This is a genomic window from Streptomyces sp. RK62, from assembly GCF_018070255.1.
Taxonomy (GTDB): Bacteria; Actinomycetota; Actinomycetes; order Streptomycetales; family Streptomycetaceae; genus Streptomyces; species Streptomyces nigra.
Window position 1 is genome coordinate 12,909 of record NZ_JAGPYD010000008.1, and the last position, 25,781, is coordinate 38,689.

Below are 25,781 nucleotides of genomic sequence, written 5' to 3' on the forward strand. Positions count from 1 at the left end.
CCGGGCGGCGAATCCGCCGGACCGGTCTGGTGCCGGCAGAACCCGAGAAGTCAGCCACAAGGAGACCGAACCGTGAAGAGCGCCGTGGAGACCCTGAACCCGACCCGGGTTCGGCTCACTGTCGAGGTGCCCTTCGAGGAGCTCAAGGACAGCCTCGACGCGGCGTACAAGAAGATCAACCAGCAGGTCACGGTGAAGGGCTTCCGCAAGGGCAAGATCCCGGCCCGCGTCATCGACCAGCGGTTCGGCCGCGGCGCCGTGCTGGAGGAGGCCGTCAACGACGCGCTTCCGAAGTTCTACACCGAGGCCGTCAACGAGGCCGAGATCGACGTCCTGGGCCAGCCCGAGGTCGACATCACCGAGCTGAAGGACGGCGAGACGCTGAACTTCACCGCCGAGGTCGACGTCCGCCCCGCCATCGAGATCCCGGACTTCTCCGGCATCGAGGTCGAGGTCGACGCCGTCGAGGTCACCGACGAGGACGTCGAGAAGTCCGTCGAGCAGCTGCGCGAGCGCTTCGCCTCGACCTCCCCGGTCGAGCGCGCCGCCCAGGACGGCGACGTCGTCACCATCGACCTGGAGGCCAAGGTCGAGGGCGAGGTCCTCGAGGACGGCATCGCCAACGGTGTCTCGTACACCATCGGCTCCGGTGAGCTGCTGGAGGGCATCGACGACGCCGTGAAGGGCCTGGAGGCCGGTGGCGAGGCCACCTTCACCTCCGAGCTCAAGGGCGGCTCGGCGGCCGGCAAGGAGGCCGAGGTCACCGTCAAGGTCACTCAGGTCGCCGCCCGCGAACTGCCCGAGCTGGACGACGACTTCGCGCAGCTCGCCTCCGAGTTCGACACCCTCGACGAGCTCAAGGCGGACAGCCGCAAGCGCCTCGAGAACATGAAGCAGTACGACCAGGCCACGCAGGCCCAGGAGCGCGTCCTGGAGAAGCTGCTGGAGATGGTCGAGGTGCCCGTCCCCGAGAAGCTCCTCGAGGACGAGATCAACACGCGTAAGCACAACCTCGAGCACCACCAGCTCGGCCAGATGGGCCTCGACCTCGCGAAGTACCTGGAGATCCAGGGCAAGACCGAGGAGGAGTTCGACGCCGAGACCAAGGAAGCCGCGGTCAAGGGCATCAAGACGCAGTTCGTCCTCGACGAGCTCGTCAAGCAGGAGAAGCTGAACGTCAACCAGGAGGAGCTCACCGAGCACCTCATGCGCCGCGCCGCCTCCTCCGGCATGTCCCCCGACCAGTTCGCCCAGGCGGTCGTCGAGGGCGGCCAGGTTCCGCTCCTGGTCGGCGAGGTCGCCCGCGGCAAGGCCCTGGCCGTCGTGGTCGAGAAGGCCACGGTCAAGGACACCAACGGCGAGATCGTGGACCTGGACGACGAGGACGAGGTCGAGCAGGCCACGGAGACCGTCGAGGCCGCCGAGGGCACCGCCGACGAGGCCGCCGAGGACAAGTCCGAGGCCTGAGCCGGCGCCGTAGCGGCCCAGCAGGACCCCAGGGAGGGCCCGGAGGATCACCCGATCCGCCGGGCCCTTCCGCCTCTCCTCACCCGCCCGGCGCTACGCCCCCGGCGAACACCTGCCGCTCCGGGATTCCCCGAAGGGACCAGCGCGTTAGGGTCCATGAGTATGAGGGCAGGGGAGTCCCCGTTGCCCACGCAGGACACGTGAGACGGCCCGGCGCCGTCGTAAGACGAGCAGGTGGATACGTGACGAATCTGATGCCCTCCGCCGCCGGTGAGCCTTCCATCGGTGGTGGCCTCGGTGACCAGGTCTACAACCGGCTGCTCAACGAGCGGATCATCTTCCTCGGCCAGCCGGTCGACGACGACATCGCCAACAAGATCACCGCACAGCTGCTGCTCCTTGCCGCGGACCCCGACAAGGACATTTACCTGTACATCAACAGCCCCGGCGGCTCGATCACGGCCGGTATGGCGATCTACGACACCATGCAGTTCATCAAGAACGACGTCGTGACGATCGCCATGGGTCTCGCGGCCTCCATGGGGCAGTTCCTGCTCAGTGCGGGCACCCCGGGCAAGCGCTTCGCGCTGCCGAACGCCGAGATCCTGATCCACCAGCCGTCCGCCGGTCTGGCCGGTTCCGCCTCGGACATCAAGATCCACGCCGAGCGGCTGCTGCACACCAAGAAGCGCATGGCCGAACTCACCGCCCAGCACACGGGCCAGTCGGTCGAGCAGATCACCCGCGACTCGGACCGCGACCGCTGGTTCGACGCCTTCGAGGCCAAGGAGTACGGCCTCATCGACGACGTCATCCCGACGGCCGCCGGGATGCCGGGCGGCGGCGGCACCGGGGCGGCCTGAGGCCCCCCGTACGCCCGTAGCCGACCGCCACAGCCCCTAGGAGACAGACAGTGAACGACTTCCCCGGCAGCGGCCTGTACGCCCGCACCGAGGCCGAGTACACCGGCCCGCGCGCCGAGTCCCGGTATGTGATCCCGCGGTTCGTCGAGCGCACCTCGCAGGGCATCCGCGAGTACGACCCGTACGCGAAGCTCTTCGAGGAGCGCGTGATCTTCCTCGGCGTCCAGATCGACGACGCCTCGGCCAACGACGTCATGGCGCAGCTGCTGTGCCTGGAGTCGATGGACCCCGACCGGGACATCTCGGTCTACATCAACAGCCCCGGCGGCTCCTTCACCGCGCTCACGGCGATCTACGACACGATGCAGTTCGTGAAGCCGGACATCCAGACGGTCTGCATGGGCCAGGCGGCCTCCGCCGCGGCCATCCTGCTGGCCGCCGGTACGCCCGGCAAGCGCATGGCGCTGCCCAACGCCCGCGTGCTGATCCACCAGCCGTACAGCGAGACCGGCCGGGGCCAGGTCTCCGACCTGGAGATCGCCGCCAACGAGATCCTCCGGATGCGGGCGCAGCTGGAGGAGATGCTGGCCAAGCACTCCACCACGCCGATCGAGAAGATCCGCGAGGACATCGAGCGTGACAAGATCCTCACGGCCGAGGACGCGCTGTCGTACGGGCTGATCGACCAGATCATCTCCACCCGGAAGATGAACAACGCCGACGTCCGCTGACGCGGACCCGGTATTGTCTGCTGCCCCTTGGCACGGTTTGGGATGGTGCACGTCAAAGTGAACCGCGCCAAGGGGGGCCCGAACGGGGGCCCAGGCAAGGTACCGTCGACATAAGGCAGCACCAGGAGTCGCTGGACTCGATGTCCAGTCGTCTCCCAGGCGAAGGGGAAGCACACCGTGGCACGCATCGGTGACGGCGGCGATCTGCTCAAGTGCTCGTTCTGCGGCAAGAGCCAGAAGCAGGTCAAGAAGCTCATCGCAGGCCCTGGTGTGTACATCTGCGACGAGTGCATCGATCTCTGCAACGAGATCATCGAGGAAGAGCTCGCGGAGACCAGTGAGGTCCGCTGGGAGGAACTCCCGAAGCCGCGCGAGATCTACGAGTTCCTCGAGGGGTACGTGGTCGGGCAGGAAGCGGCCAAGAAGGCCCTCTCGGTCGCCGTGTACAACCACTACAAGCGGGTCCAGGCCGGCGAGAACGGCGGCGGTCAGAACCGCGAGGACGCCATCGAGTTGGCGAAGTCCAACATCCTGCTGCTCGGCCCGACGGGCTCCGGCAAGACGCTGCTCGCGCAGACACTGGCCCGCATGCTGAACGTCCCCTTCGCCATCGCCGACGCGACGGCGCTGACGGAGGCCGGCTACGTCGGCGAGGACGTCGAGAACATCCTGCTGAAGCTGATCCAGGCCGCCGACTACGACGTCAAGAAGGCCGAGACCGGGATCATCTACATCGACGAGATCGACAAGGTCGCGAGGAAGAGTGAAAACCCCTCCATCACGCGCGACGTGTCGGGCGAGGGCGTCCAGCAGGCCCTCCTGAAGATCCTCGAGGGCACCACGGCCTCGGTGCCGCCGCAGGGCGGCCGCAAGCACCCGCACCAGGAGTTCATCCAGATCGACACGACGAACGTCCTGTTCATCGTGGGCGGCGCGTTCGCCGGACTGGAGAAGATCATCGAGTCGCGGGCCGGCGCCAAGGGCATCGGCTTCGGCGCGACGATCCGCTCGAAGCGGGAGCTGGAGTCCAAGGACCAGTTCGAGGACGTCATGCCCGAGGACCTGGTGAAGTTCGGCATGATCCCCGAGTTCATCGGGCGTCTCCCCGTCATCACCTCGGTCCACAACCTGGACCGCGAGGCCCTGCTCCAGATCCTGGTCGAGCCGCGCAACGCGCTGGTGAAGCAGTACCAGCGCCTCTTCGAACTCGACGGTGTCGAGCTGGACTTCGAGCGCGAGGCCCTCGAGGCCATCGCCGACCAGGCCATCCTCCGCCAGACCGGCGCGCGCGGCCTGCGCGCCATCATGGAGGAGGTCCTGATGTCGGTGATGTACGAGGTCCCGTCCCGCAAGGACGTGGCCCGCGTCGTCATCACGGCGGACGTCGTCCACTCGAACGTGAACCCCACCCTGATCCCCCGAGACGCCCGCCGCGGCCCCGGGGAGCAGAAGTCGGCGTAGTCGCCGGCACGGAGCGACAAGCGGAAGGGCCCGGTCGAAAGACCGGGCCCTTCCATCGATCCGGTGCCGCGTCAGGCCTTGACGCGGATCTCCGACCGGACCTTCGACGTGATGTCCACGGCCACGTCCTTGGTGATGCCCTGGGTGGCGTCACCCGGCGACACCATCGCGATGGTGCTGTAGTCGGCCCACGCGCAGAACCAGTCCGTCTTCTCCTTCTTGCTCACCAAGTCCGTGCCCTGGACGGCCTGGCACTTCATGACCGCGCCGTCGAGGTCGACGGACTCGGCCTCACCCACCAACTTGGACTTCCCCGCCTGGGACGAGGAGGAGCTGTCCTCGTCGGCCGACTTCTTGAAGTCGGCGAAGAACTTGTCCAGCGCCGCCTCGGGGTCCTCGATTTCGCCGTAGGCGCCGAAGTAGGTGATGCCCTTCGCGCTCGCGAGTTCGGTCAGGTCCGGCGCCGTGCTCGGGTCGCTGGGGTCGTAACCGCTCAGGTCAGCCGTGGAGTAGACGCCGACGACACTCTTGCCGTTTTTGACGCCGCTCTTCTCCATGTCCTCTGCGGTGTCGGTGGACCCGCCGAGGTTCTCGCCGGTCTTGGTCGCCCGCGTGTAGTCGCTGAGCAGCTTCTCCGGCGTCGCCAACTTGTGCGCGCCGTCGTCCTCCACGCCGGCCGCGCCGCCACCGCTGCCCAGCAGGAAGTACGCGCCCACGCCGATCGCCGCCACGACCGCGACCGCGCCGAGGATCAGGCCGGTCTTCTTGCCGCCGCCGGACGGCTGCGGGGGCTGGGGCATGCCGTACGGCTGATGGCCGTAGGGGGGCTGCTGCGGGGGGACACCCTGGGGGGCCTGCGGGTAGCCGTAGCCCGGCTGGGCCGGCGGCGCCTGCTGGGGGTAGCCGTAGCCGGGCTGGGGTGCCTGCGGCTGCTGGCCGTACGGACCCGGCTGGCCGTACGGACCGGGCTGCTGGGGCTGCCCGCCGTACGGGCCCGGCTGGTTGTAGCTCATTTCTGGGTTCCCCTCCAGATGCTTATGTGTCCCTGACATCCTGGCGCAGAGTCGCCGGTCCCACGGCATCGGGGTCCCCACCGTTACAGAACAAAGGCGTTTCGGGACACGGCCGAGACACCCCTAAACTGAGCTCGTGACCGAGAACGCTCAGCAGCAGCCACCAGCGCCCGACACCGAACTGCCGACCCAGTACGCGCCGGCCGATGTAGAGGGGCCGCTGTACGAGCGCTGGGTAGAGCGCGGTTACTTCGAGGCGGACGAGAAGAGCGACAAGCCGCCGTACACCATCGTCATCCCGCCGCCGAACGTCACCGGCAGCCTGCACCTGGGCCACGCCTTCGAGCACACGCTGATCGACGCCCTCACCCGCCGCAAGCGCATGCAGGGCTACGAGACGCTGTGGCAGCCCGGCATGGACCACGCCGGCATCGCCACGCAGAACGTCGTCGAGCGCGAGCTCGGCAAGGAGGGCAAGTCCCGCCACGACCTCGGCCGTGAGGCGTTCGTCGAGCGCGTCTGGAAGTGGAAGGCGGAGTCCGGCGGCCAGATCTCCGGCCAGATGCGCCGCCTCGGCGACGGCGTCGCCTGGTCCCGTGAGCGCTTCACCATGGACGAGGGCCTCTCCCAGGCCGTCCAGACCATCTTCAAGCGCCTGTACGACGACGAGCTGATCTACCGCGCCGAGCGCATCATCAACTGGTGTCCGCGCTGTCTGACGGCGATCTCGGACATCGAGGTCGAGTACCAGGACGACGACGGCGAGCTGGTCAGCATGAAGTACGGGGAGGGGGACGACACCATCGTCGTCGCCACGACCCGTGCCGAGACCATGCTCGGTGACACCGCGGTCGCCGTTCACCCCGACGACGAGCGGTACAAGCACCTCGTCGGCAAGCTCATCAAGCTGCCGCTGACCGACCGCTCGATCCCGGTCGTCGCAGACACCCACGTCGACCCCGAGTTCGGCACGGGTGCCGTCAAGGTCACCCCGGCCCACGACCCGAACGACTTCGAGATCGGCCAGCGCCACGACCTGCCGGCCATCACGGTCATGGACGAGCACGCGGTCATCACCGCGCACGGCCCCTTCCAGGGCCTGGACCGGCTCGAGGCCCGCTCCGCCATCGTCGCCGCGCTGCGCGCCGAGGGCCGGATCGTCGCCGAGAAGCGGCCGTACGTCCACTCCGTCGGCCACTGCTCGCGCTGCAAGACCACCATCGAGCCGCGCCTGTCCATGCAGTGGTGGGTCAAGGTCGGCCCGCTCGCCAAGGCCGCCGGTGACGCGGTCCGCGACGGCAAGGTCAAGATCCATCCGCAGGAGATGGAGAAGCGGTACTTCGACTGGGTCGACAACCTCCACGACTGGTGCATCTCACGGCAGTTGTGGTGGGGCCACCGCATCCCCGTCTGGTACGGCCCGAACGGCGAGGTCGTCTGCGTCGGCCCCGACGAGGAGCCGCCCACCGGTGAGGGCTGGCGTCAGGACACCGACGTCCTCGACACCTGGTTCTCCTCCGGCCTGTGGCCGTTCTCCACGCTCGGCTGGCCCGAACAGACCGAGTCGCTCGCGAAGTTCTACCCGAACTCCGTCCTGGTCACCGGCTACGACATCCTCTTCTTCTGGGTCGCCCGGATGATGATGTTCGGTCTGTACGCGATGGACGGCACCCCGCCGTTCCACACCATCGCCCTGCACGGCATGGTCCGCGACCAGTTCGGCAAGAAGATGTCGAAGTCCTTCGGCAACGCGGTCAACCCGCTGGACTGGATGGACAAGTACGGCTCCGACGCGCTCCGCTTCACCCTCGCGCGCGGCGCCAACCCGGGCGTCGACGTCCCGATCGGCGAGGACTGGGTCCAGGGCTCCCGCAACTTCGCCAACAAGATCTGGAACGCCACGCGCTTCGCGCTGATGAACGGCGCGACCGTCGAGGGCCCGCTGCCCGACGCGTCGAAGATGTCCTCGACGGACCGCTGGATCCTGTCCCGCCTGAACTCGGTCGTCGCCGAAGTCGACGCGTTCTACGACGACTTCCAGTTCGCCAAGCTGTCCGACGCCCTCTTCCACTTCGCGTGGGACGAGGTCTTCGACTGGTACGTCGAGCTGTCCAAGACGACGTTCCAGGCGGGCGGCGAGGCGGCCGAGGTCAGCAAGCGCGTCCTCGGCGAGGTCCTCGACGTCACGCTGAGGCTGCTGCACCCGGTGGTCCCGTTCGTCACCGAGACCCTGTGGACCACGCTGACCGGCGGCGAGTCCGTCGTGATCGCCGACTGGCCGGCCGACAGCGGCTTCCGCGACCAGGGCGCCGAGCGGGAGATCGAGTCCCTCCAGTCCGTCATCACCGAGGTCCGCCGCTTCCGCGCCGACCAGGGCCTCCAGCCCGGCCAGCGGGTCCCGGCCCGGCTGACCCTGGACGGTACGGCCCTCGCCGCGCACGAGCCGGCCATCCGCCAGCTCCTGCGCCTCCAGCCGGAGGGCGACGCCTTCACGGCGACGGCGACGCTGCCGGTCGCGGGCGCGGAGGTCGCGCTCGACCTGTCCGGCGTGATCGACGTCGCGGCCGAGCGCAAGCGCCTGGCCAAGGACCTCGCCGCCGCCGAGAAGGAGAAGGCCCAGGCCACCGCCAAGCTCGGCAACGAAGCGTTCCTGGCGAAGGCCCCCGACCAGGTCGTGGAGAAGATCCGCGGCCGGCTCGCCAAGGCGGACGAGGACATCGCCCGCATCACGGCCCAGCTGGAGCGGCTGCCCCAGGCGTAGGCAGGACGACGGCGTACTACGGCCATGAGGCCCCCGGTGCTCTCGGGCACCGGGGGCCTTCGCGTACGTCGGGAGGTCCGCCTCCGTAGACTGGCCCCGTGAGCGACCAGAACGAGCCCGACCCCCTCGACTCCTTCGACGAGATCATCGCGGAGGAGACCGACCGCGACCCCGACCTCGCCGTCATCGAGGCCGGCAGCCGCACCCTGCGCACCCAGGGCGGCCCGCCGCAGGCCGACGTGCCCGCCCGCCCCGAGGACCCCGAGGTCGACAAGGCCCTGCGCGAGGTCGAGGCGGAGCTGGCGACCCGCTGGGGCGAGACCAAGCTCGAGCCCTCGGTCAGCCGGATCGCCGCGCTCATGGACCTGCTGGGCGAGCCCCAGCGGTCGTACCCGTCGATCCACATCACGGGCACCAACGGCAAGACGTCGACGGCCCGCATGATCGAGGCCCTGCTCGGCGCCTTCGAGCTGCGCACCGGCCGCTACACCTCGCCGCACGTCCAGTCGATCACCGAGCGGATCAGCCTGGACGGCGCCCCGATCTCCGCCGAGCGCTTTATCGAGACGTACCAGGACATCAAGCCGTACATCGAGATGGTCGACTCCTCGCAGGAGTTCCGCCTGTCGTTCTTCGAGGTGCTCACGGGCATGGCGTACGCCGCCTTCGCGGACGCGCCCGTCGACGTCGCCGTCGTCGAGGTCGGCATGGGCGGCTCCTGGGACGCCACCAACGTCATCGACGGGGACGTCGCCGTCGTGACCCCGATCGACCTGGACCACACGGACCGGCTCGGTTCCACGCCCGGTGAGATCGCCGGGGAGAAGGGCGGCGTCGTCAAGCAGGGCGCCACCGTGATCATGGCCCAGCAGCCGGTGGACGCCGCGCAGGTGCTGCTGAAGAAGGCCGTGGAGGTCGACGCCACCGTGGCCCGCGAGGGCCTGGAGTTCGGGGTCGTCGCCCGTCAGGTCGCCGTCGGCGGCCAGCTGGTCACCCTGCGCGGCCTGGGCGGCGAGTACCCCGAGGTCTACCTCCCGCTGCACGGCGCCCACCAGGCGCACAACGCCGCCGTCGCCCTCGCCGCCGTCGAGGCGTTCTTCGGGGTCGGCGCCGCCCGCGCCGAACCGCTGGACATCGACGCCGTCCGCAAGGCGTTCGCCGCCGTCTCCTCCCCGGGCCGGATGGAGGTCGTACGGCGCTCCCCGACCGTCGTCCTGGACGCCGCCCACAACCCGGCGGGCGCCCGCGTGACCGCCGAGGCGATCGGTGAGGCGTTCGACTTCAGCCGGCTGATCGGCGTCGTCGGCGCGAGCGGCGACAAGAACGTCCGGGGACTGCTGGAGGCGTTCGAGCCGATCTTCGCCGAGATCGTCGTCACCCAGAACACCTCGCACCGCGCCATGGACGCCGACGAGCTCGCGGCCATCGCCGTCGAGGTGTTCGGCGACGAGCGCGTCCAGGTCGAGCCCCGGCTGCCGGACGCCCTGGAGGCCGCGATCACGCTGGCCGAGGAGGAGGGCGAGTTCACCGGCGGCGGGGTCCTCGTCACCGGGTCCGTCATCACGGTCGGCGAGGCCCGGCTGCTGCTCGGGAAGGGCTGAGTTCCGATGCGTACGCTCTGTTCCTCGACGCTGATCGGCGAGTTCTTCGTCATCGGCTTCGCCGGTCTGGTCGCCATGAAGGACCCGGACCTGTCGATGGCGACCGTGTGGACGGTCAGCGGCGTCGCGATGTTCCTGTGCGTGCTGCTGTGCGGTCTGGTGACCCGCCCCGGCGGTGTCGCGCTGGGCTGGGCCCTGCAGGTCGCGCTCATCGCGTCCGGCCTCGTCGTGCCCATGATGTTCGTGCTCGGCGTCATCTTCGCGGCGCTGTGGTGGGCCTCGGTGCACTACGGCCGCAAGGTCGACGAGGCGAAGGCGAGATTCGCCGCGCAGGCCGACTCCTCCACACCTGACGCTGCGTAACGGGCGCCTGGACACGCCCTGTAACCTCTTCCCACCGCACACCGCAGTACGCAGTAAGAAGGAGCCCTCCCGTGACCCAGCGCACCCTCGTCCTGCTCAAGCCCGACGCCGTCCGTCGAGGCCTGACCGGCGAGATCATCAGCCGTATCGAGCGCAAGGCCGGCTGGCAGATCACCGCGCTGGAGCTGCGCACCCTGGACCAGGACACGCTGGAGCAGCACTACGGCGAGCACAAGGGCAAGCCCTTCTACGAGCCTCTGGTCGAGTTCATGGCGTCCGGCCCGGTCGTCGCCCTGATCGTCGAGGGCGAGCGGGTCATCGAGGGACTGCGCCAACTGGCCGGACCGACCGACCCGATCGCCGCCGCGCCGGGCTCCATCCGCGGCGACTACGGTGTGATCGTGCGGGAGAACCTGATCCACGCCTCCGACTCCGAGGAGTCCGCCGAGCGCGAGGTCAAGATTTTCTTCCCCGGCCGAGCCTGACCCCACCGGCCGCTCCCCAAGAGGGGCGGCCGCAGGTAATCTGCCGCCTGTGGCATATGCCGGGCGATCGAGGGAACGAGTGCCCCCGATGGCCCGTCTCCAGAAGCGGGGCGCCTCGCCATCTGCTGACAATGGCGGAGACCCTCCCGCAGTGTTCGTGCAGGCGCGTCTACGATGGAAGCCTTCACGTCACAGCACCCACTTCGCCGACCTGAAATGCCGTCAAACGCTCCCAGGAAGGCCAGACGAATCCTGATGGGGAACTCAATGTCGTTCATCGGCCGTGACATGGCTGTCGACCTCGGGACCGCCAACACGCTGGTGTACGTCAGGGGTCGCGGGATCGTACTCAACGAGCCGTCCGTCGTCGCGATCAACACCAACACCGGTGGCATCCTCGCGGTCGGCGCCGAGGCGAAGAAGATGATCGGGCGCACGCCGGGCAACATCGTGGCCGTGCGGCCGCTGAAGGACGGCGTCATCGCCGACTTCGAGATCACCGAGCGGATGCTCCGCTACTTCATCCTGAAGATCCACAAGCGGCGGTATCTGGCTCGTCCGCGGGTCGTCGTCTGTGTGCCCTCGGGCATCACCGGCGTCGAGCGCCGCGCCGTCATCGAGGCGTCGTCCCAGGCCGGCGCCCGCCAGGTGCACATCATCGAGGAGCCCATGGCCGCGGCCATCGGCTCCGGCCTGCCGGTCCACGAGGCCACGGGCAACATGGTGGTGGACATCGGCGGCGGCACCACGGAGGTCGCGGTCATCTCCCTCGGCGGCATCGTCACCGCCCAGTCCATCCGGGTCGCGGGCGACGAGCTGGACAACGCGATCATCCAGCACATCAAGAAGGAGTACTCGCTCCTGCTGGGTGAGCGCACGGCCGAACAGATCAAGATCACGATCGGCTCGGCGTACGACCTCGACTCCGACGAGCACACCGAAATCCGCGGCCGGGACCTCGTCTCCGGACTGCCGAAGACCGTCGTCATCTCCGCGGCCGAAGTGCGCAAGGCCATCGAGGAACCGGTCAACGCCATCGTGGACGCCGTCAAGACGACCCTCGACAAGTGCCCGCCGGAGCTGTCCGGCGACATCATGGACCGGGGAATCGTTCTGACCGGCGGCGGCGCCCTGCTGCGCGGCCTCGACGAGCGGCTGCGCCGCGAGACGGGCATGCCGATCCACATCGCCGAGGACCCGCTGGACAGCGTGGCGCTCGGATCCGGCAAGTGCGTCGAGGAGTTCGAGGCGCTGCAGCAGGTGCTCGACGCCCAGCCGCGCAGATGACGTAACGCTTTCGTTCCGCCGTACGAGATGACCGCCTCTCGTGCGGCGGATCGTTGATTCGGAGGCTTAAGCTCGCGCATATGCCTCCCCACAGCTGAACACCCCAACCCCCGCACATTCCAATGAGGAAGGGCACGGCCGCCGCACGTGAGGGACACACGAGAGAGCCGGCTGCTCCTGGTGCTGCTGGTCGCCATCGCGTTCGCACTGATCACGGTGGACATCCGCGGCGGTGAGGACTCCCCGGTCGACGGTGCCCGCCAGGCCGCCGCCACCGTCTTCGGCCCGGTGGAGGACGGTGTGTCGTCCGCGGTGAACCCGGTCGGCAACGCGGTCGCCGCCATCCGCGACTCCGGCGAGCGCCACGACCGGCTCGCGCGCCTGGAGCAGGAGAACGCGGCCCTCAAGGCGAAGCTCGGCAGCGACGACCGCAACCGCAGCCGCCTCAAGCAGCTCGACAAGATGCTGAAGGTCGCCGGCGAGGGCCAGTACGGCATCAAGGGCGCCCAGGTCATCGCGATAGGAGCGGCCCAGGGCTTCTCCTGGACCATCACCATCGACGCCGGCGCCGAGGACGGCATCGAACGCGACATGACCGTCCTGAACGGCGACGGACTGGTCGGCCGCGTCACCACCGTCGGCCCCAACACGGCGACGGTCCTGCTCGCCAACGACCCCGACTTCACCGTCGGCACCCGTATGGAGTCCACCGACGAACTCGGCTTCGCCTCCGGACAGGGCGACCGCCCGCTGCGGGTCGAACTCCTCAACGGCAAGGCCGAGGTGAAGAAGGGCGACCGGCTCGTCACCTTCGGCTCGCAGGCCGACAAGCCGTTCGTCCCCGGCGTCCCCGTCGGAGTCGTCTCCCGCGTCGACCCGTCCGGCGGCGGTCTGACCCGCACCCTGTACGTGACGCCGTACGTCGGCTTCTCCAAGCTCGACGTCGTGGGCGTCGTCGTCCAGGCGCCGAAGAAGGACCCGCGCGACACGGTGCTGCCCGCCAAGCCGAAGCCGAAGCCCACGCCGACCGTCACGGTCACCGTGACGCCGGGCGCCGAGGTGCCGGAGGGCGACGGGCAGCAACAGCAGGGCGACGCCCAGGACCAGCCCCTGGCCGGGGGCCTGCGGCCCCGCGCCGACGACCAGTACCAGTACGAGCAAGACCAGTAGGAGCTGCTCATGCGCGTCAACCGGATCCTGCTCTCCACCTCCCTGGTCGTCGTCGCCCTGGTCGTCCAGGTGAGCGTCCTCGCCCGGCTCCATCTGCCCGGCGCCGTCCCGGACCTGCTGCTCCTGACCGTCCTCGGCCTCGCCCTGGTCTACGGCCATGTCGGCGGCGCCCTCATCGGCTTCGGCGCCGGTCTGCTCGCCGACCTCGCCCCGCCCGCCGACCACGCCGCCGGCCGCTACGCGCTGGTGCTGTGCGTCATCGGCTATCTGGCCGGCCTGTTCAAACCGGACAACGGCAAGCTCAAGTCGGCCACCGGACCCATGGTCGTCGTGGTCGTCGCCGCGCTCGGCACGACGCTGCTGTACGCGGGCGTCGGAGCGCTCGTCGGCGACACCACCGCCCGTCATGTCGGCCTCGGCAGCCTCCTGTTCACGGCGGCGCTCTACGACCTGCTGCTCGCGCCGTTCGTCGTCCCCGGGATCATGGCGCTGGCCCGGCGCGCGGAGAACGACCCGCTCGCCGAGACCAGCACCCAGGCCAAGAAGGCCGACATCTCCTCCGGCTGGCTCTCCGGCGGCACCGGTCTGCGGATCGGCGGCCAGCGGGGCGGCCTGAAGGTCCGCGCGGCCCGGGCGCGCACGGCACGCGCCGGGCGCATCAAGGGGGTCAAGCGCCTGTGAGGCCAGCGGAGTTCACCCGGACGGGTGAGCCGGAAGGGAACCCCGGCTCGCGGACGGGACGTTCCACACTCGTACACCCACAGCCGTACGGACGATCCGCACAGACGTCCGTCATCGCGCCGGCCGACGCGCATCGGCCCACGCACACCGGCCCACACAGGGAGAGGGGGAGGCAGCCGCAGTGAGCAACATTCCCGAGACCGGCCGGACGCCCCGCGTCCAGATCCGGCTCGTCGTCATCCAGATCCTCGTCCTCTCCCTCCTGGGCACCCTCGGCGGACGCCTGTGGTACCTCCAGATCCGCGAGGGCGAGGCCTACGCCAAGGAGGCGTCGGGCAACCACGTCCAGCAGGTCGTCCAGCCCGCCGTCCGCGGCTCCATCCTCGACGCCCGCGGCGTGCCCCTCGCGGACAACGAGACCCGGCTCGTGGTCTCCGCCTCCCGCACCGACCTGCTGAAAATGCCCGACGACGGCAAGGCCGTCCTCACCAAGCTGGCCGGCGTGCTCGGCATGAAGCCCGCCGAGGTCATGGAGAAGGTCCGCCTCTGCGACTCCAAGACCCCCCAGCCCTGCTGGAACGGCTCGCCCTACCAGCCCATCCCCATCACCGACGAGGCCACCCCCAAGCAGGCCCTCCAGATCCGCGAGCGCGCCGAGGACTTCCCCGGCATCACCGCCGAACCCCAGGCCCTGCGCCGGTATCCGAGCCCCGGCGGCGCCAACACCGCCCAGGTCCTCGGCTACCTCTCCCCGGTCACCGACCAGGAACTCCAGCAGGCCCAGGACACCGACTCCCCGTATCTGCGCTCCGACCAGGTCGGCCGCTCCGGCCTCGAGCGGCAGTACGACAAGGCGCTGCGCGGCAAGGCCGGCGTCACCCGCTACGAGGTCGACAACCTCGGCCGGGTCATCGGCGAGGCCGAGGCGGACCCCGCCCAGCCCGGCGCCAACCTCGTCACCAGCATCGACGCCCGCGTCCAGCGGGTCGCCGAGTACGAGCTGAACGAGGCCATGAAGCAGGCCCGCAAGGAGTGGGACCGCAACACCAACGAGCCGTACAAGGCCGACTCCGGCGCGGTCGTGGTGATGGAGGCCAAGACCGGCCGCATCGTCGCGATGGCCTCCAACCCCACCTACGACCCCAACGCCTGGGTGGGCGGCATCTCCGCGAAGGACTACAAGCAGCTCACGGGCAAGTCCTCCAACTACCCGCTGCTCAACCGCGCCATCCAGGGCCAGTCGGCGCCCGGCTCGATCTTCAAGGTCATCCCGACCGCCGCCGCGGTCAACGCCGGGTACTCCTTCGACGGCCCCTACGAATGCTCCAGCTCGTACTCGATCGGCGGCCAGGTCTTCAAGAACTTCGAGTCCCAGAGCCACGGCGGCATCAGCCTCGGCCGCGCCCTGGAGGTGTCCTGCGACACCGTCTTCTACCGGCTCTCCCACCAGGAGTGGAAGCGCGACGGCGGCACCAAGCCGAAGAAGAACGCCAAGGACTGGTTCTACAAGACCGCCCACCAGTTCGGCCTCGGCGCCGAGACCGGTATCGACCTGCCCAACGAGGTCACGGGCCGCGTCCCCGACCGCAAGTGGAAGCAGGACTACTGGAAGGCCAACAAGGACGCCTGGTGCAAGTACGGCAAGAAGGGCGGCTCCTACGCCGAGCAGATCGCCTACGAGAACTGCCTCGAAGGCAACCGGCTGCGCGCGGGTGACTCCGTCAACTACTCCATCGGCCAGGGCGACACCCTCGTCACCCCGATCCAGATGGCCACGATCTACGCCGCCATCTCCAACGGCGGCACGCTCTACGACCCCACCGTCGGCAAGGCCGTGCTCAGCGCCGACGGCAGGACCGTCGAGGAGATCAAGCCCACGTCGCACGGCAAGCTGCCGATAAGCCGTAAGACGCTCGCCGAGATGGACGACGCCCTCGCCGGCGTCGCCACCCGCGGTACCGCCGCCTGGCGGTTCGCCGACGTCGGCTGGCCCCAGGACAAGATCCCCATGCACGCCAAGACCGGTACCGCCGAGGTCTACGGCAAGCAGACCACCTCGTGGTTCGCGACGTACACCAAGGACTACTCGGTCGTCATGACGATCTCCCAGGGTGGTACGGGTTCCGGCGCCTCCGGCCCCGCCGTCCGCAACATCTACGACGCCCTGTACGGCGTCGCCGACGACGGCACCATCGACAAGAAGAACGCGCTGCTGCCCAGCCCGCAGAAGAAGCTGCCGAAGGTCCGCACCGACGGCACCATCTCCTCGCCGAAGGTCTCCAAGGACCCGGCCAAGGAGCAGCGCGCCACCCAGAAGAACGAGACCGAACCGGACCCGCAGCAGCTCGCCGGGACCGTGTCCACCCAGTCGCCCGAGAACCGTGACACCCGGCGCCGGCGGCGCAGGAACCGCAGGCGGGGAAGCCGGAGGATGCTCACATGACCGGCGCCAACAGCTTCCAGGTCTCCGGTTACGGGCCGCAGCGGGCGGGCCTGTCCCGCCTGCTCGCCCGTGACTCGCTGGCCCGCCGGCTGGACTGGCCGATACTGCTGGCCGGGATCGCCCTGTCGCTGTTCGGCTCTGTCCTGGTCTACTCGGCGACCCGCAACCGCACCGAGCTCAACCAGGGCGACCCGTACTACTTCCTGGTCCGGCACCTGCTGAACACGGGGATCGGCCTCGCCCTCATGGTCGGGACCGTATGGCTGGGCCACCGCGCCCTGCGCACGGCCGTGCCCATCCTCTACGGCCTCTCCGTCTTCCTGATCCTGCTGGTCCTCACCCCGCTGGGCTCCACCATCAACGGCGCCCACTCCTGGATCAAGCTCCCCGGCGGCTTCTCGCTGCAGCCCTCGGAGTTCGTCAAGGTCACGATCATCCTGGGCATGGCGATGCTGCTGGCCGCGCGCGTCGACGCGGGCGACAAGCAGTACCCCGACCACCGCACGGTCGTGCAGGCCCTCGGCCTGGCCGCCGTACCCATGCTGATCGTGCTGCTCATGCCCGACCTCGGCTCGGTCATGGTCATGGTCATCATCGTGCTCGGGGTGCTGCTCGCCTCCGGCGCCTCCAACCGCTGGGTCTTCGGGCTCATCGGCGCGGGCACCAGCGGCGCGATCGCCGTCTGGCAGCTCGGCGTCCTCGACGACTACCAGATCGCCCGCTTCGCCGCCTTCGCCAACCCCGAGCTCGACCCGGCCGGCGTCGGCTACAACACCAACCAGGCGCGCATCGCGATCGGCTCCGGCGGTCTGACCGGGTCGGGGCTGTTCCACGGCTCGCAGACCACCGGCCAGTTCGTCCCCGAGCAGCAGACCGACTTCGTCTTCACGGTGGCGGGGGAGGAGCTCGGCTTCGTCGGCGGCGGACTGATCATCCTGCTGCTCGGCATCATCCTCTGGCGGGCCTGCCGTATCGCCCGCGAGACCACCGAGCTGTACGGGACGATCGTCGCGGCGGGCATCGTCGCCTGGTTCGCCTTCCAGTCGTTCGAGAACGTCGGGATGACCCTCGGGATCATGCCCGTCACCGGTCTGCCGCTGCCGTTCGTGTCCTACGGAGGATCGTCGATGTTCGCCGTCTGGGTGGCGGTCGGACTGCTCCAGTCCATCCGGGTGCAACGCCCGATGTCGGCCTGAGCCGCCCTTGTACCGGGCGGTTCGGGGCCGGCAGAATCTGTCGCCGCACCCGGTCTCCGCTTACATTCGGTTCATGGCGGACACCAAGCGCGAGATCGAGCGGAAGTACGAGTCCGACGACAGCGGCCTGCCCGACCTGACCGGTGTCGCCGGGGTCGCGGCCGTGATCGACAAGGGTGTCGCGCACCTGGACGCCACCTACTACGACACCACCGACGAACGCCTCGCCAGAGCGTCGGTCACCCTCCGGCGCCGCACCGGCGGCTCCGACGCCGGCTGGCATCTGAAATTCCCCGTCGCCCCCGGCGTCCGCGACGAGATCCAGGCCCCGCTCTCCGACACGCTTCCCGACGACCTCGCCGCCCTGGTCCGCTCACGGGTCCGCACCGCCCAGCTGGTGCCGGTGATCCGGCTGCGATCCGACCGCGACGCCCGTGACCTCGTGGACGCCGACGGGCGGGTGCTCGCCGAGATCAGCGTCGACGCCGTCCGTGCCGAGCGGCTCACCGGAGGCGGCGGCCGCACCCAGTGGACCGAGATCGAGGTGGAACTGGCCGACGACGGCGACCCCGCCCTGCTCGACCAGATCGAGAAAAAGCTGCGCAAGGCGGGCGTACGGCCGTCCGCGTCGCCGTCCAAGCTGGCCCGCGCCTTGGCCGAGACGGCGCCGAAGCCACTCGCCGCCGTGTCCCCAGAGCCGTCGGGGACCGCGGGCGACCACGTCCTCGCCTATCTGCGCACCCAGCGCGACACGATCGTCGCCCTCGACCCCGGCGTGCGCCAGGACGCCGAGGACTCCGTGCACAGCATGCGCGTCGCCACCCGCCGCACCCGCAGCGCCTTCAAGTCCTTCGGCAAGGTCCTCGACCGCTCCGTCACCGACCCGATCGCCGACGAGCTGAAATGGCTGGCCGGTGAGCTCGGCGTGGACCGGGACCGGGAGGTCCTGAACGAACGCCTCTCCGCCGCCCTCGCCGAGGTGCCGCCCTCCCTGGTCGCCGGCCCCGTCGCCGAGCGGCTGAGCAGCTGGGCGGGGGAGCGGCCCGGCGGTGCGAGCGCCCGGCTCATCGGCGTCCTCGACTCCCGTCGCTATCTGGCGCTGCTCGACGCGCTCGACGGCGTGCTCGCCGACCCGCCGCTGCTGAAGGCCGCCGGGAAGAAGCCGGCCAAGGTGCTCGGCAAGGCCGTACGCAAGGACTTCGGCAAGGTGGCCGCGCTGGTGCGGCAGGCCCTGGACCTGGAGCCCGGCGCCGAGCGCGACGTGGCCATTCACGAGGCCCGCAAGAAGACCAAGCGGACCCGGTACGCGGCGGAGGCGGCCGTACCGGCCCTCGACGGCCCCGCCAAGGACCTGGTCAAGTCCATGAAGGCCCTGCAGAACCTGCTGGGCGAGCACCAGGACAGCGTCATGGCCCGCCAGACCCTGCGCGAGCTGGCCGCGGGCGCGCACGCCGCGGGCCACAGCGCCTTCACCTTCGGACTGCTGTACGGACGGGAGGAGCAGCGGGCGGCCGCCGTGGAGGCCGAGCTGCCCGGATTCTGGGACGGGGCGAAGCACGGGGCGGACGCCCTGTGAGCCATCGGGCGTGCTGAGGGGGTCCGGCGCCGCGTTACGCTAGATGGTCACCCCTGTCAGTTCAGTCCAGCTCACGAAGGTTCGCGAGATGTCTGCCGAAACCGCTGCGGCCGCCGAGTCCGTGTTCCCGCAGCTCGAAGCTCTGCTCCCGCATGTGCAGAAGCCGATTCAGTACGTCGGCGGAGAACTCAACTCCACGGTCAAGCCGTGGGAGTCCTGCGACGTCCGCTGGGCGCTCATGTACCCCGACGCCTACGAGGTCGGGCTGCCCAACCAGGGCGTCATGATCCTCTACGAGGTCCTGAACGAGCAGGAGGGCGTCCTCGCCGAGCGCACCTACAGCGTGTGGCCGGACCTGGAGGCCCTGATGCGGGAGCACCACGTCCCGCAGTTCACGGTGGACAGCCACCGCCCGGTGAAGGCGTTCGACGTGTTCGGCCTGTCCTTCTCCACCGAGCTCGGCTACACGAACATGCTGGCCGCCCTGGATCTCGCGGGCATCCCGCTGGAGTCCAAGAACCGCACGATGGACGACCCGATCGTGCTGGCCGGCGGACACGCCGCGTTCAACCCCGAGCCGATCGCCGACTTCATCGACGCCGCCGTCATCGGCGACGGCGAGCAGGCCGTCCTGGACATGACCCGCGTCATCCGCGAGTGGAAGGCCGAGGGCCGGCCCGGCGGCCGCGAGGAGGTCCTGTTCCGGCTGGCGAAGACCGGCGGGGTCTACATCCCGGCCTTCTACGACGTCGAGTACCTCCCCGACGGCCGGATCGCCCGCGTGGCCCCCAACAGGTCGGGCGTCCCGTGGCGGGTCTCCAAGCACACCGTCATGGACCTCGACGAGTGGCCCTACCCCAAGCAGCCCCTCGTGCCGCTGGCCGAGACCGTCCACGAGCGCATGTCCGTGGAGATCTTCCGCGGCTGCACCCGAGGCTGCCGCTTCTGCCAGGCCGGCATGATCACCCGCCCGGTCCGTGAACGCTCGATCACGGGCATCGGCGACATGGTCGAAAAGGGCCTGAAGGCGACAGGCTTCGAAGAGGTGGGCCTGCTGTCCCTCTCCTCGGCCGACCACTCGGAGATCGGCGACATCGCGAAGGGCCTGGCGGACCGGTACGAGGAAGACAAGATCGGCCTCTCCCTCCCCTCCACCCGCGTGGACGCCTTCAACGTCGACCTGGCGAACGAGCTGACGCGCAACGGCCGCCGCTCCGGCCTCACCTTCGCCCCCGAGGGCGGCTCCGAGCGCATGCGCAAGGTCATCAACAAGATGGTCTCGGAGGACGACCTGATCCGCACGGTCGCCACGGCGTACGGCAACGGCTGGCGCCAGGTGAAGCTGTACTTCATGTGCGGGCTGCCGACGGAGACGGACGAGGACGTCCTGCAGATCGCGGACATGGCGACCAAGGTGATCGCGAAGGGCCGAGAGGTCTCGCGCTCCAACGACATCCGCTGCACGGTCTCGATCGGCGGCTTCGTCCCCAAGCCCCACACCCCCTTCCAGTGGGCCCCGCAGCTCTCGGCGGAGGAGACGGACGCCCGCCTCGAGAAGCTCCGCGACAAGATCCGCGGCGACAGGAAGTACGGCCGCTCCATCGGCTTCCGCTACCACGACGGCAAGCCCGGCATCGTCGAGGGCCTGCTCTCCCGCGGCGACCGCCGCATCGGCGCCGTCATCCGCGCGGTCTACGACGACGGCGGCCGCTTCGACGGCTGGCGCGAGCACTTCTCCTACGACCGCTGGATGGCCTGCGCGGACAAGGCGCTGGCCCCCTTCGGCGTCGACGTCGACTGGTACACGACGCGCGAGCGCACGTACGAGGAGGTCCTCCCCTGGGACCACCTGGACTCCGGCCTCGACAAGGACTGGCTCTGGGAGGACTGGCAGGACGCCCTCGACGAGACGGAGGTCGAGGACTGCCGCTGGACGCCGTGCTTCGATTGCGGCGTGTGCCCTCAGATGGACACCCACATCCAGATCGGCCCGACGGGCAAGAAGCTGCTGCCGCTGACGGTGAAGAACGCGGCGCCGGCGCCGGGCGGTCACTCGCACTGAGGTGGGCGAGGCCCCGACACCTCTCCGACCGTGAGGGTGGCCGGTTCGCCGCATGCGGCCCCGGCCACCCAGTCGTGCGTTCAACGGCCATGCTCGGCCTCGGAGTTCTATGCTGAAGCATCATGGAACCGGTGAGCATTGGTGCTCGACTCGCATCGAGTGTCGTTGTCCCGTTGGTGAAGAAGCTGTTCGTGGTGGACGGCCCCGGTGCAGGTCTGGTGGACCGCCCCGTGCGCATCTCCCAACTGGTTTCATTTCGGGGAGAGAAGCGGACTCTCTCAGACTCTGATCTCCACAAGGTCGCAGAGGAGTTGGTGGATCGCGCGGCGCAGTCGACCGGAGTTTCGGAGCGCCTTGCCAGTTACGAGCAACGTGCGGTGGTGAACGCGGTCACACACTCGCTCAGCTCCCTGGGCCATATCGATATGGACGACGTCCAAGCCGTCCGGCTCGGCTACCTGGAACTGTCGCGACTTCTGCGGTCGAGAAACAAGGCAGCCACACTTGGTCTCTCAAGTGATGCGGTTCTCCTGCATGCAAGCGTCGTAGATACGGCCTGCTTGCACATCCTGCACTTCTTCACCACGAGATCCACGTTCGTGCCACGCACATTGGTTGAGCAAAGCCGCAGGATCGAAGAACTCTCTTCGAAGATCGACGTACTTATCATGCGGAGCCCTTCCCCCGCGGACGGCGGTTTTGAGGAAAGGTATGCGCGCTACATATCCAAAAAACATGGCAAGCTAACCATTTTCGGCCTTGATCTGTCCGAATCTTCTGCTTCCTGGCCTCTCGATGCGGCGTATTTGAGCTTACAGGCGACCGAGACCGTCGTTGGCGAGGTCCCGCTGGTGCTCCCCGCTGAAAAGGTCCTTGCCGGGCGAGATCGCGTGCTGTTGCGAGGCGTGGCAGGTTCTGGAAAAACCACTCTCGTGCAGTGGTTGGCGGTCAGTGCCGTTCGTAACGACCTCGATGAGCGGCTCCTCTATCTGCACGGCTTGGTGCCGTTCGTACTGCCTCTGCGGTCCCTGACCCGAAACGGGGCAAGGCTGCCCGCCCCGGACGAGTTCCTTGCCTCCGTGGGATGCCCGATCGCTCATGCCCAGCCCGCAGGCTGGTACGACCGTGTTCTGACTGCGGGGCGTGGGTTGATGTTGGTCGACGGAATCGATGAGATGCCCGAGGGGGAACGCGAGGAAGCCCGAATCTGGTTGAAGGATCTCATCGCTTCCTACCCCAGGAATCGTTGGCTTGTGACTTCGCGCCCCTCGGCTGTGCGAGAACACTGGCTAGCAGAAGAGGGATTCTCGGAACTGGATCTGTCGCCCATGAGTCGCGACGACATCGCCGCCTTCGTCGAACGCTGGCACAGGGCTGCCGGAAGCGCAGATGCGTACGGCAAGGAGTTGCTCTATGCGATACGGGCCAAGCAGGAACTTGCCCGACTAGCCACCAACCCGCTCATGTGCGCACTGATCTGTGCGCTGCATCGTGACCGTAGAGGGTACCTTCCCGATGGGCGTAAGGAACTCTATGACGCGGCTCTGTCCATGCTGCTGTCCAGGCGAGATCGGGAGCGCGGTGTCTACAAAGCCGGCGACATGCGTATCGGTGAAACCCACCAGGTTCAGCTGATCCAGAAGTTGGCCTATTGGTTGATCCGCAACGGTCGTTCGGAGATGGACAAACGCGATGTGCTGGACCTGCTGTCTCAAGCGTTGACGGCGATGCCGCGTGTCGCGGAGCAGGGCACGGTGAAGCAGGTCTATCAACATCTTCTGGTCCGAAGTGGACTGCTCATAGAGCCCATTGAAGGCACTATGCAGTTCATTCACCGAACATTTCAGGACTACCTCGGAGCGAGAGCGGCCGTGGAGAGCCTCGATTTCGACTTCCTAGGGAGTAACGCCCATCTCGACCAGTGGGAGGATGTCGTCCGCATGGCCGTGGCTCACGCGCGCCCGGCGGAACGTACCCGGTTGCTCACCAGTCTCGTCGAGCGGGGTGACTCTTCCGCGGATATTCGCCACCGACTCCATCTGCTGGCTGCGGTGTGTCTGGATGACGCCACAGAGCTTGATCCTCTGGTGCGAAGCGAAGTTCAGCGGCGTGCCGGGGAACTCATCCCTCCCCGTACCATCGCTCAGGCTCGCGGGCTCGCGGATGTCGGTCCGGTGGTACTCGAACTGCTGCAAGGCCCGGAAGGTATCACTTCGGACGAAGCCTACTTCACTGTCCTGACCGCTGTTCGGGTCGGGACCGATGCGGCTATTTCCGTACTGGCTCGTTTCCGGGCCGTAGATGACTTACGGGTGCGTGCTGAACTGGCTCTGGCCTGGAGTCGCTTCGACACTGACCGCTACGCTGAAGAAGTCATCGCCCATTTGCAGGAGGATGACTTTTACTTCGTAGTTTCAAGCAGTCGTGAACTCAAGGCCCTGCGAAGGTTCGGTGGAAGGTCGCTGGTGAAGATAGCGTCGTCCATCAGCCCAGAGGATATCAAGCGCTATTGTGTGGCTGATCGCCTCGTGGAGTTGTGCATCGCGGCAGATCTGCGGTGTTCGTGGGAGTGGCTCGGCGACTTTCCCCGTCTTACGCGGTTGACGTTGGAGACTTCTCTGCCCGAAATCGATGTGACTTCGTTGCGGCAAGTCTTTTCCCTCCGCACGCTTCGATTGCCGGTCGGAACGAGGGTCGTTGGAGCAGAACGGCTGTCTCCAGGCCTTGAGATTGTTTTCGGTCCTGATCGAACCGGCGAGTGAACGGCTCAGTAGGGCGTGGCCTGTAGTGCCGGGCCGGCCTGATGCGATCAGGCGGAACGTCGTGAGCCTCGTCGGCGTCGTCCTTCGGAGCAGTCGTGGGGGCAGGCAGGAGCAGGCGTTATGTGCAGCCCTCACTGAGGCGGTTGTCCAGGTCGAGGCGTTCGCCGTGGGCTGCGGCGATGGCGGGTCCGAGGCCTGCGCTGTTCGGGTTCTCTCCTTCGCCGAGTGCTCGACCAGCTCACGGCCGTCGCACAACTGCCGGGGGGAGCTCTGGATCTTCCGGGTGCGCGCTGTTTGGATGCGGGTATGCGAAGCGTCCAGTTGTTGGTGGTCGGGGTCCTCTTCGGGGCCTGGGCGGCCGCCTCCTTCCTCAACGGGCGGCAGGGACGGCTGAGCGCTCGGCTCGTCGACGGGCGGCGCGTCGCGATTCCCTGCCGGATCAGCCCGGCGGGGTCCGATCGCTGGGTGCGCGGGTCCTTCGTGATCGCGCCGGGGACGTGGTCGTGGGAACGGCCTTCGTCGCGCCCCGAGGGGCCCGTGCTGCCGTCGGACGCGCGGATCGTGCGGATCCGGAAGGCCGAGGGGCGTGAGAGGAACCGGCTCCACCACCGCGTCCTGGTGGTGGAGTGCGCCTCCGCCGACGGGGACGTCCGGCTCGCGGTGGTGCCCGGGCAGTTGGAGCACCTGGTGATGAAGCTCGCCCCGGCCGGATACGAGGTGCCTGGACCCGGCGCCGGCATCCCGTAGGCGCCCGTCAGGCGGGCGTCGGTGGCGGGAAGCCCAGGAGGTTCAGGAGGGCCGTGAACAGGTTCTCCGCGAAGACCTCGTGGGAACGGAGCAGGTGTTCGACGGCGGAGCGGTCGGCCGTGGGGTGGACGCCGGCCGCCGTGGCCCAGGCGAGGGCGCCCGAGGCGTCCTCCGGGACCGCCTCGTCGAGTTCGGCGAGCTTGAGCCGGACCGCCTCGTGGAACGCCGGTGTGTAGAGCCAGGTGATCGGGTCGTCCACGTCATCGGGCTCCTCCACGAGCAGCCGGGCGACGGCGTCCAGGTTCAGCCACGCCTGCCAGCTCCGGCCGGCCGTGTCCAGCCCGGTGACCAGGGCCAGGTCGCTGTCGGAGACGTCGGCGACGCAGGCGGGGGCGCCGGACCAGTCGACGAGGGCGGGGAGGCGTTCGGCGTTCCAGGTGCCCTGGCGGAGCTGGACGGTCTGCCAGCCGCCGGGGCGCCGCTCCTCCGGTTCGACGATGTCCTCGACGCCCTCGAACAGAGGGCTCTCCCGCAGTGGACCGCGCGCGAAGACCAGATGCCCCGAGAATCCCATGGGTCCCCCTCCCAATCGTTGCGCGCACCCTACCGACCAGCACTGACATCGGAACCCGGCCGTCGCCTGACTGGCCGCGCTCCGTTCGCCGGGGTGACCGCCGCTTCCTAGCTTGGCAACTGCCGTCGAGGAGGTGGTGCACATGCCGGCGAACCAGCCGCCCGCGGGTGGTCCTCAGCGGGGTGATCGCGGAACCGGGGCGGGTGGCCCCCAGTTGGGTGAGCGCTTCCAGGTCGACGACCGTTCAGCGTCCGGTCTCACGAACATCTGGCTCACCTGGACGATCCGTAACAACAGCAGCGAGAAGTCCGACTACTCGTGGGAGTGGGAGGCCGTCGGTTCGGACGGCACACGGCTGGACAACGGGACCGAGATCGAGACGGCGGTCCAGCCCGGTCAGACCGCCAAGGGCGAGACGTTCACGATGCTCAAGACCGCTCAGGGCGTCAAGCTCAACATCACCGACTTCAACCGGACCGCCTCCTACTGACGCAGATCGCCGGCGCAAAAGTGCATCCGTCCAGGCCACCGCCGCGTC

20 protein-coding genes are annotated in these 25,781 nt (G+C 68.5%); 18 read left to right on the top strand and 2 right to left on the bottom strand.

The window, feature by feature from the left end:
* Positions 1 to 72: 72 nt before the first annotated feature.
* The 4 genes from tig (at position 73) to clpX (ending at position 4,522) form a co-directional block, all read left to right on the top strand.
* On the top strand, positions 73 to 1,467 hold the full coding sequence (gene tig, locus KBY32_RS16505; RefSeq protein WP_055623851.1) for a trigger factor: 1,395 nt from the start codon (positions 73 to 75) through the stop codon (positions 1,465 to 1,467).
* A 254-nt stretch (positions 1,468 to 1,721) separates the two neighbouring features.
* Entirely contained in the window at positions 1,722 to 2,330 is a 609-nt protein-coding gene (locus tag KBY32_RS16510) for an ATP-dependent Clp protease proteolytic subunit (protein ID WP_055623941.1), read from the top strand.
* Positions 2,331 to 2,380: 50 nt separating this feature from the next.
* Positions 2,381 to 3,061 (top strand): ATP-dependent Clp protease proteolytic subunit, encoded by a 681-nt coding sequence (locus tag KBY32_RS16515; protein WP_055623850.1) that lies wholly within the window; start codon positions 2,381 to 2,383, stop codon positions 3,059 to 3,061.
* Between the two features lie 177 nt (positions 3,062 to 3,238).
* Positions 3,239 to 4,522, top strand: coding sequence for an ATP-dependent Clp protease ATP-binding subunit ClpX (gene clpX / locus KBY32_RS16520; protein WP_062669900.1), 1,284 nt, complete (start codon positions 3,239 to 3,241; stop codon positions 4,520 to 4,522).
* A 71-nt stretch (positions 4,523 to 4,593) separates the two neighbouring features.
* On the opposite strand, the gene KBY32_RS16525 is transcribed toward clpX, so the two are convergent.
* Positions 4,594 to 5,535, bottom strand: coding sequence for a hypothetical protein (locus KBY32_RS16525; protein ID WP_210980587.1), 942 nt, complete (start codon positions 5,533 to 5,535; stop codon positions 4,594 to 4,596).
* Between the two features lie 136 nt (positions 5,536 to 5,671).
* Between KBY32_RS16525 and KBY32_RS16530 the strand changes: the two genes are divergently transcribed.
* From KBY32_RS16530 to KBY32_RS16590, 13 genes are all read left to right on the top strand, one after another.
* On the top strand, positions 5,672 to 8,296 hold the full coding sequence (locus KBY32_RS16530; RefSeq protein ID WP_055623847.1) for a valine--tRNA ligase: 2,625 nt from the start codon (positions 5,672 to 5,674) through the stop codon (positions 8,294 to 8,296).
* A gap of 98 nt (positions 8,297 to 8,394) precedes the next feature.
* Positions 8,395 to 9,897, top strand: coding sequence for a folylpolyglutamate synthase/dihydrofolate synthase family protein (locus KBY32_RS16535; protein ID WP_055623846.1), 1,503 nt, complete (start codon positions 8,395 to 8,397; stop codon positions 9,895 to 9,897).
* 6 nt (positions 9,898 to 9,903) lie between these two features.
* Positions 9,904 to 10,260: a DUF4233 domain-containing protein gene (locus tag KBY32_RS16540; RefSeq protein WP_055623845.1), complete on the top strand. Its 357-nt coding sequence runs from the start codon at positions 9,904 to 9,906 to the stop codon at positions 10,258 to 10,260.
* 71 nt (positions 10,261 to 10,331) lie between these two features.
* Complete coding sequence (gene ndk, locus KBY32_RS16545) at positions 10,332 to 10,745, top strand: nucleoside-diphosphate kinase (protein ID WP_019756227.1); 414 nt, start codon at positions 10,332 to 10,334, stop codon at positions 10,743 to 10,745.
* Between the two features lie 267 nt (positions 10,746 to 11,012).
* The gene (locus KBY32_RS16550; protein WP_004001297.1) at positions 11,013 to 12,032 is read left to right on the top strand and encodes a rod shape-determining protein; all 1,020 of its coding nucleotides are present in this window, start codon (positions 11,013 to 11,015) and stop codon (positions 12,030 to 12,032) included.
* A gap of 147 nt (positions 12,033 to 12,179) precedes the next feature.
* Positions 12,180 to 13,202, top strand: coding sequence for a rod shape-determining protein MreC (gene mreC / locus KBY32_RS16555; RefSeq protein ID WP_210980588.1), 1,023 nt, complete (start codon positions 12,180 to 12,182; stop codon positions 13,200 to 13,202).
* 9 nt (positions 13,203 to 13,211) lie between these two features.
* Entirely contained in the window at positions 13,212 to 13,883 is a 672-nt protein-coding gene (mreD, locus tag KBY32_RS16560; protein WP_055623843.1) for a rod shape-determining protein MreD, read from the top strand.
* A 181-nt stretch (positions 13,884 to 14,064) separates the two neighbouring features.
* Entirely contained in the window at positions 14,065 to 16,326 is a 2,262-nt protein-coding gene (gene mrdA, locus KBY32_RS16565) for a penicillin-binding protein 2 (protein ID WP_210980589.1), read from the top strand.
* Positions 16,323 to 17,522: a rod shape-determining protein RodA gene (gene rodA / locus KBY32_RS16570; RefSeq protein WP_055623841.1), complete on the top strand. Its 1,200-nt coding sequence runs from the start codon at positions 16,323 to 16,325 to the stop codon at positions 17,520 to 17,522. The genes mrdA and rodA overlap by 4 nt, the downstream gene beginning before the upstream one ends.
* A gap of 73 nt (positions 17,523 to 17,595) precedes the next feature.
* Complete coding sequence (locus KBY32_RS16575; protein WP_210980590.1) at positions 17,596 to 19,098, top strand: CYTH and CHAD domain-containing protein; 1,503 nt, start codon at positions 17,596 to 17,598, stop codon at positions 19,096 to 19,098.
* 88 nt (positions 19,099 to 19,186) lie between these two features.
* A complete protein-coding gene (locus tag KBY32_RS16580) occupies positions 19,187 to 21,160 on the top strand; it encodes a TIGR03960 family B12-binding radical SAM protein (protein WP_210980591.1) in 1,974 nt (657 codons plus the stop codon).
* A gap of 122 nt (positions 21,161 to 21,282) precedes the next feature.
* The gene (locus tag KBY32_RS16585) at positions 21,283 to 23,922 is read left to right on the top strand and encodes an NACHT domain-containing NTPase (RefSeq protein WP_210980592.1); all 2,640 of its coding nucleotides are present in this window, start codon (positions 21,283 to 21,285) and stop codon (positions 23,920 to 23,922) included.
* Between the two features lie 306 nt (positions 23,923 to 24,228).
* The gene (locus KBY32_RS16590) at positions 24,229 to 24,669 is read left to right on the top strand and encodes a hypothetical protein (RefSeq protein WP_210980593.1); all 441 of its coding nucleotides are present in this window, start codon (positions 24,229 to 24,231) and stop codon (positions 24,667 to 24,669) included.
* A 7-nt stretch (positions 24,670 to 24,676) separates the two neighbouring features.
* Here KBY32_RS16590 and KBY32_RS16595 read toward each other — a convergent pair whose 3' ends face one another.
* Positions 24,677 to 25,243 (bottom strand): hypothetical protein, encoded by a 567-nt coding sequence (locus KBY32_RS16595; RefSeq protein ID WP_210980594.1) that lies wholly within the window; start codon positions 25,241 to 25,243, stop codon positions 24,677 to 24,679.
* Positions 25,244 to 25,457: 214 nt separating this feature from the next.
* Here KBY32_RS16595 and KBY32_RS16600 point away from each other — a divergent pair, with 214 nt between their 5' ends.
* Complete coding sequence (locus KBY32_RS16600) at positions 25,458 to 25,733, top strand: hypothetical protein (protein ID WP_210980595.1); 276 nt, start codon at positions 25,458 to 25,460, stop codon at positions 25,731 to 25,733.
* Positions 25,734 to 25,781 lie beyond the last annotated feature (48 nt).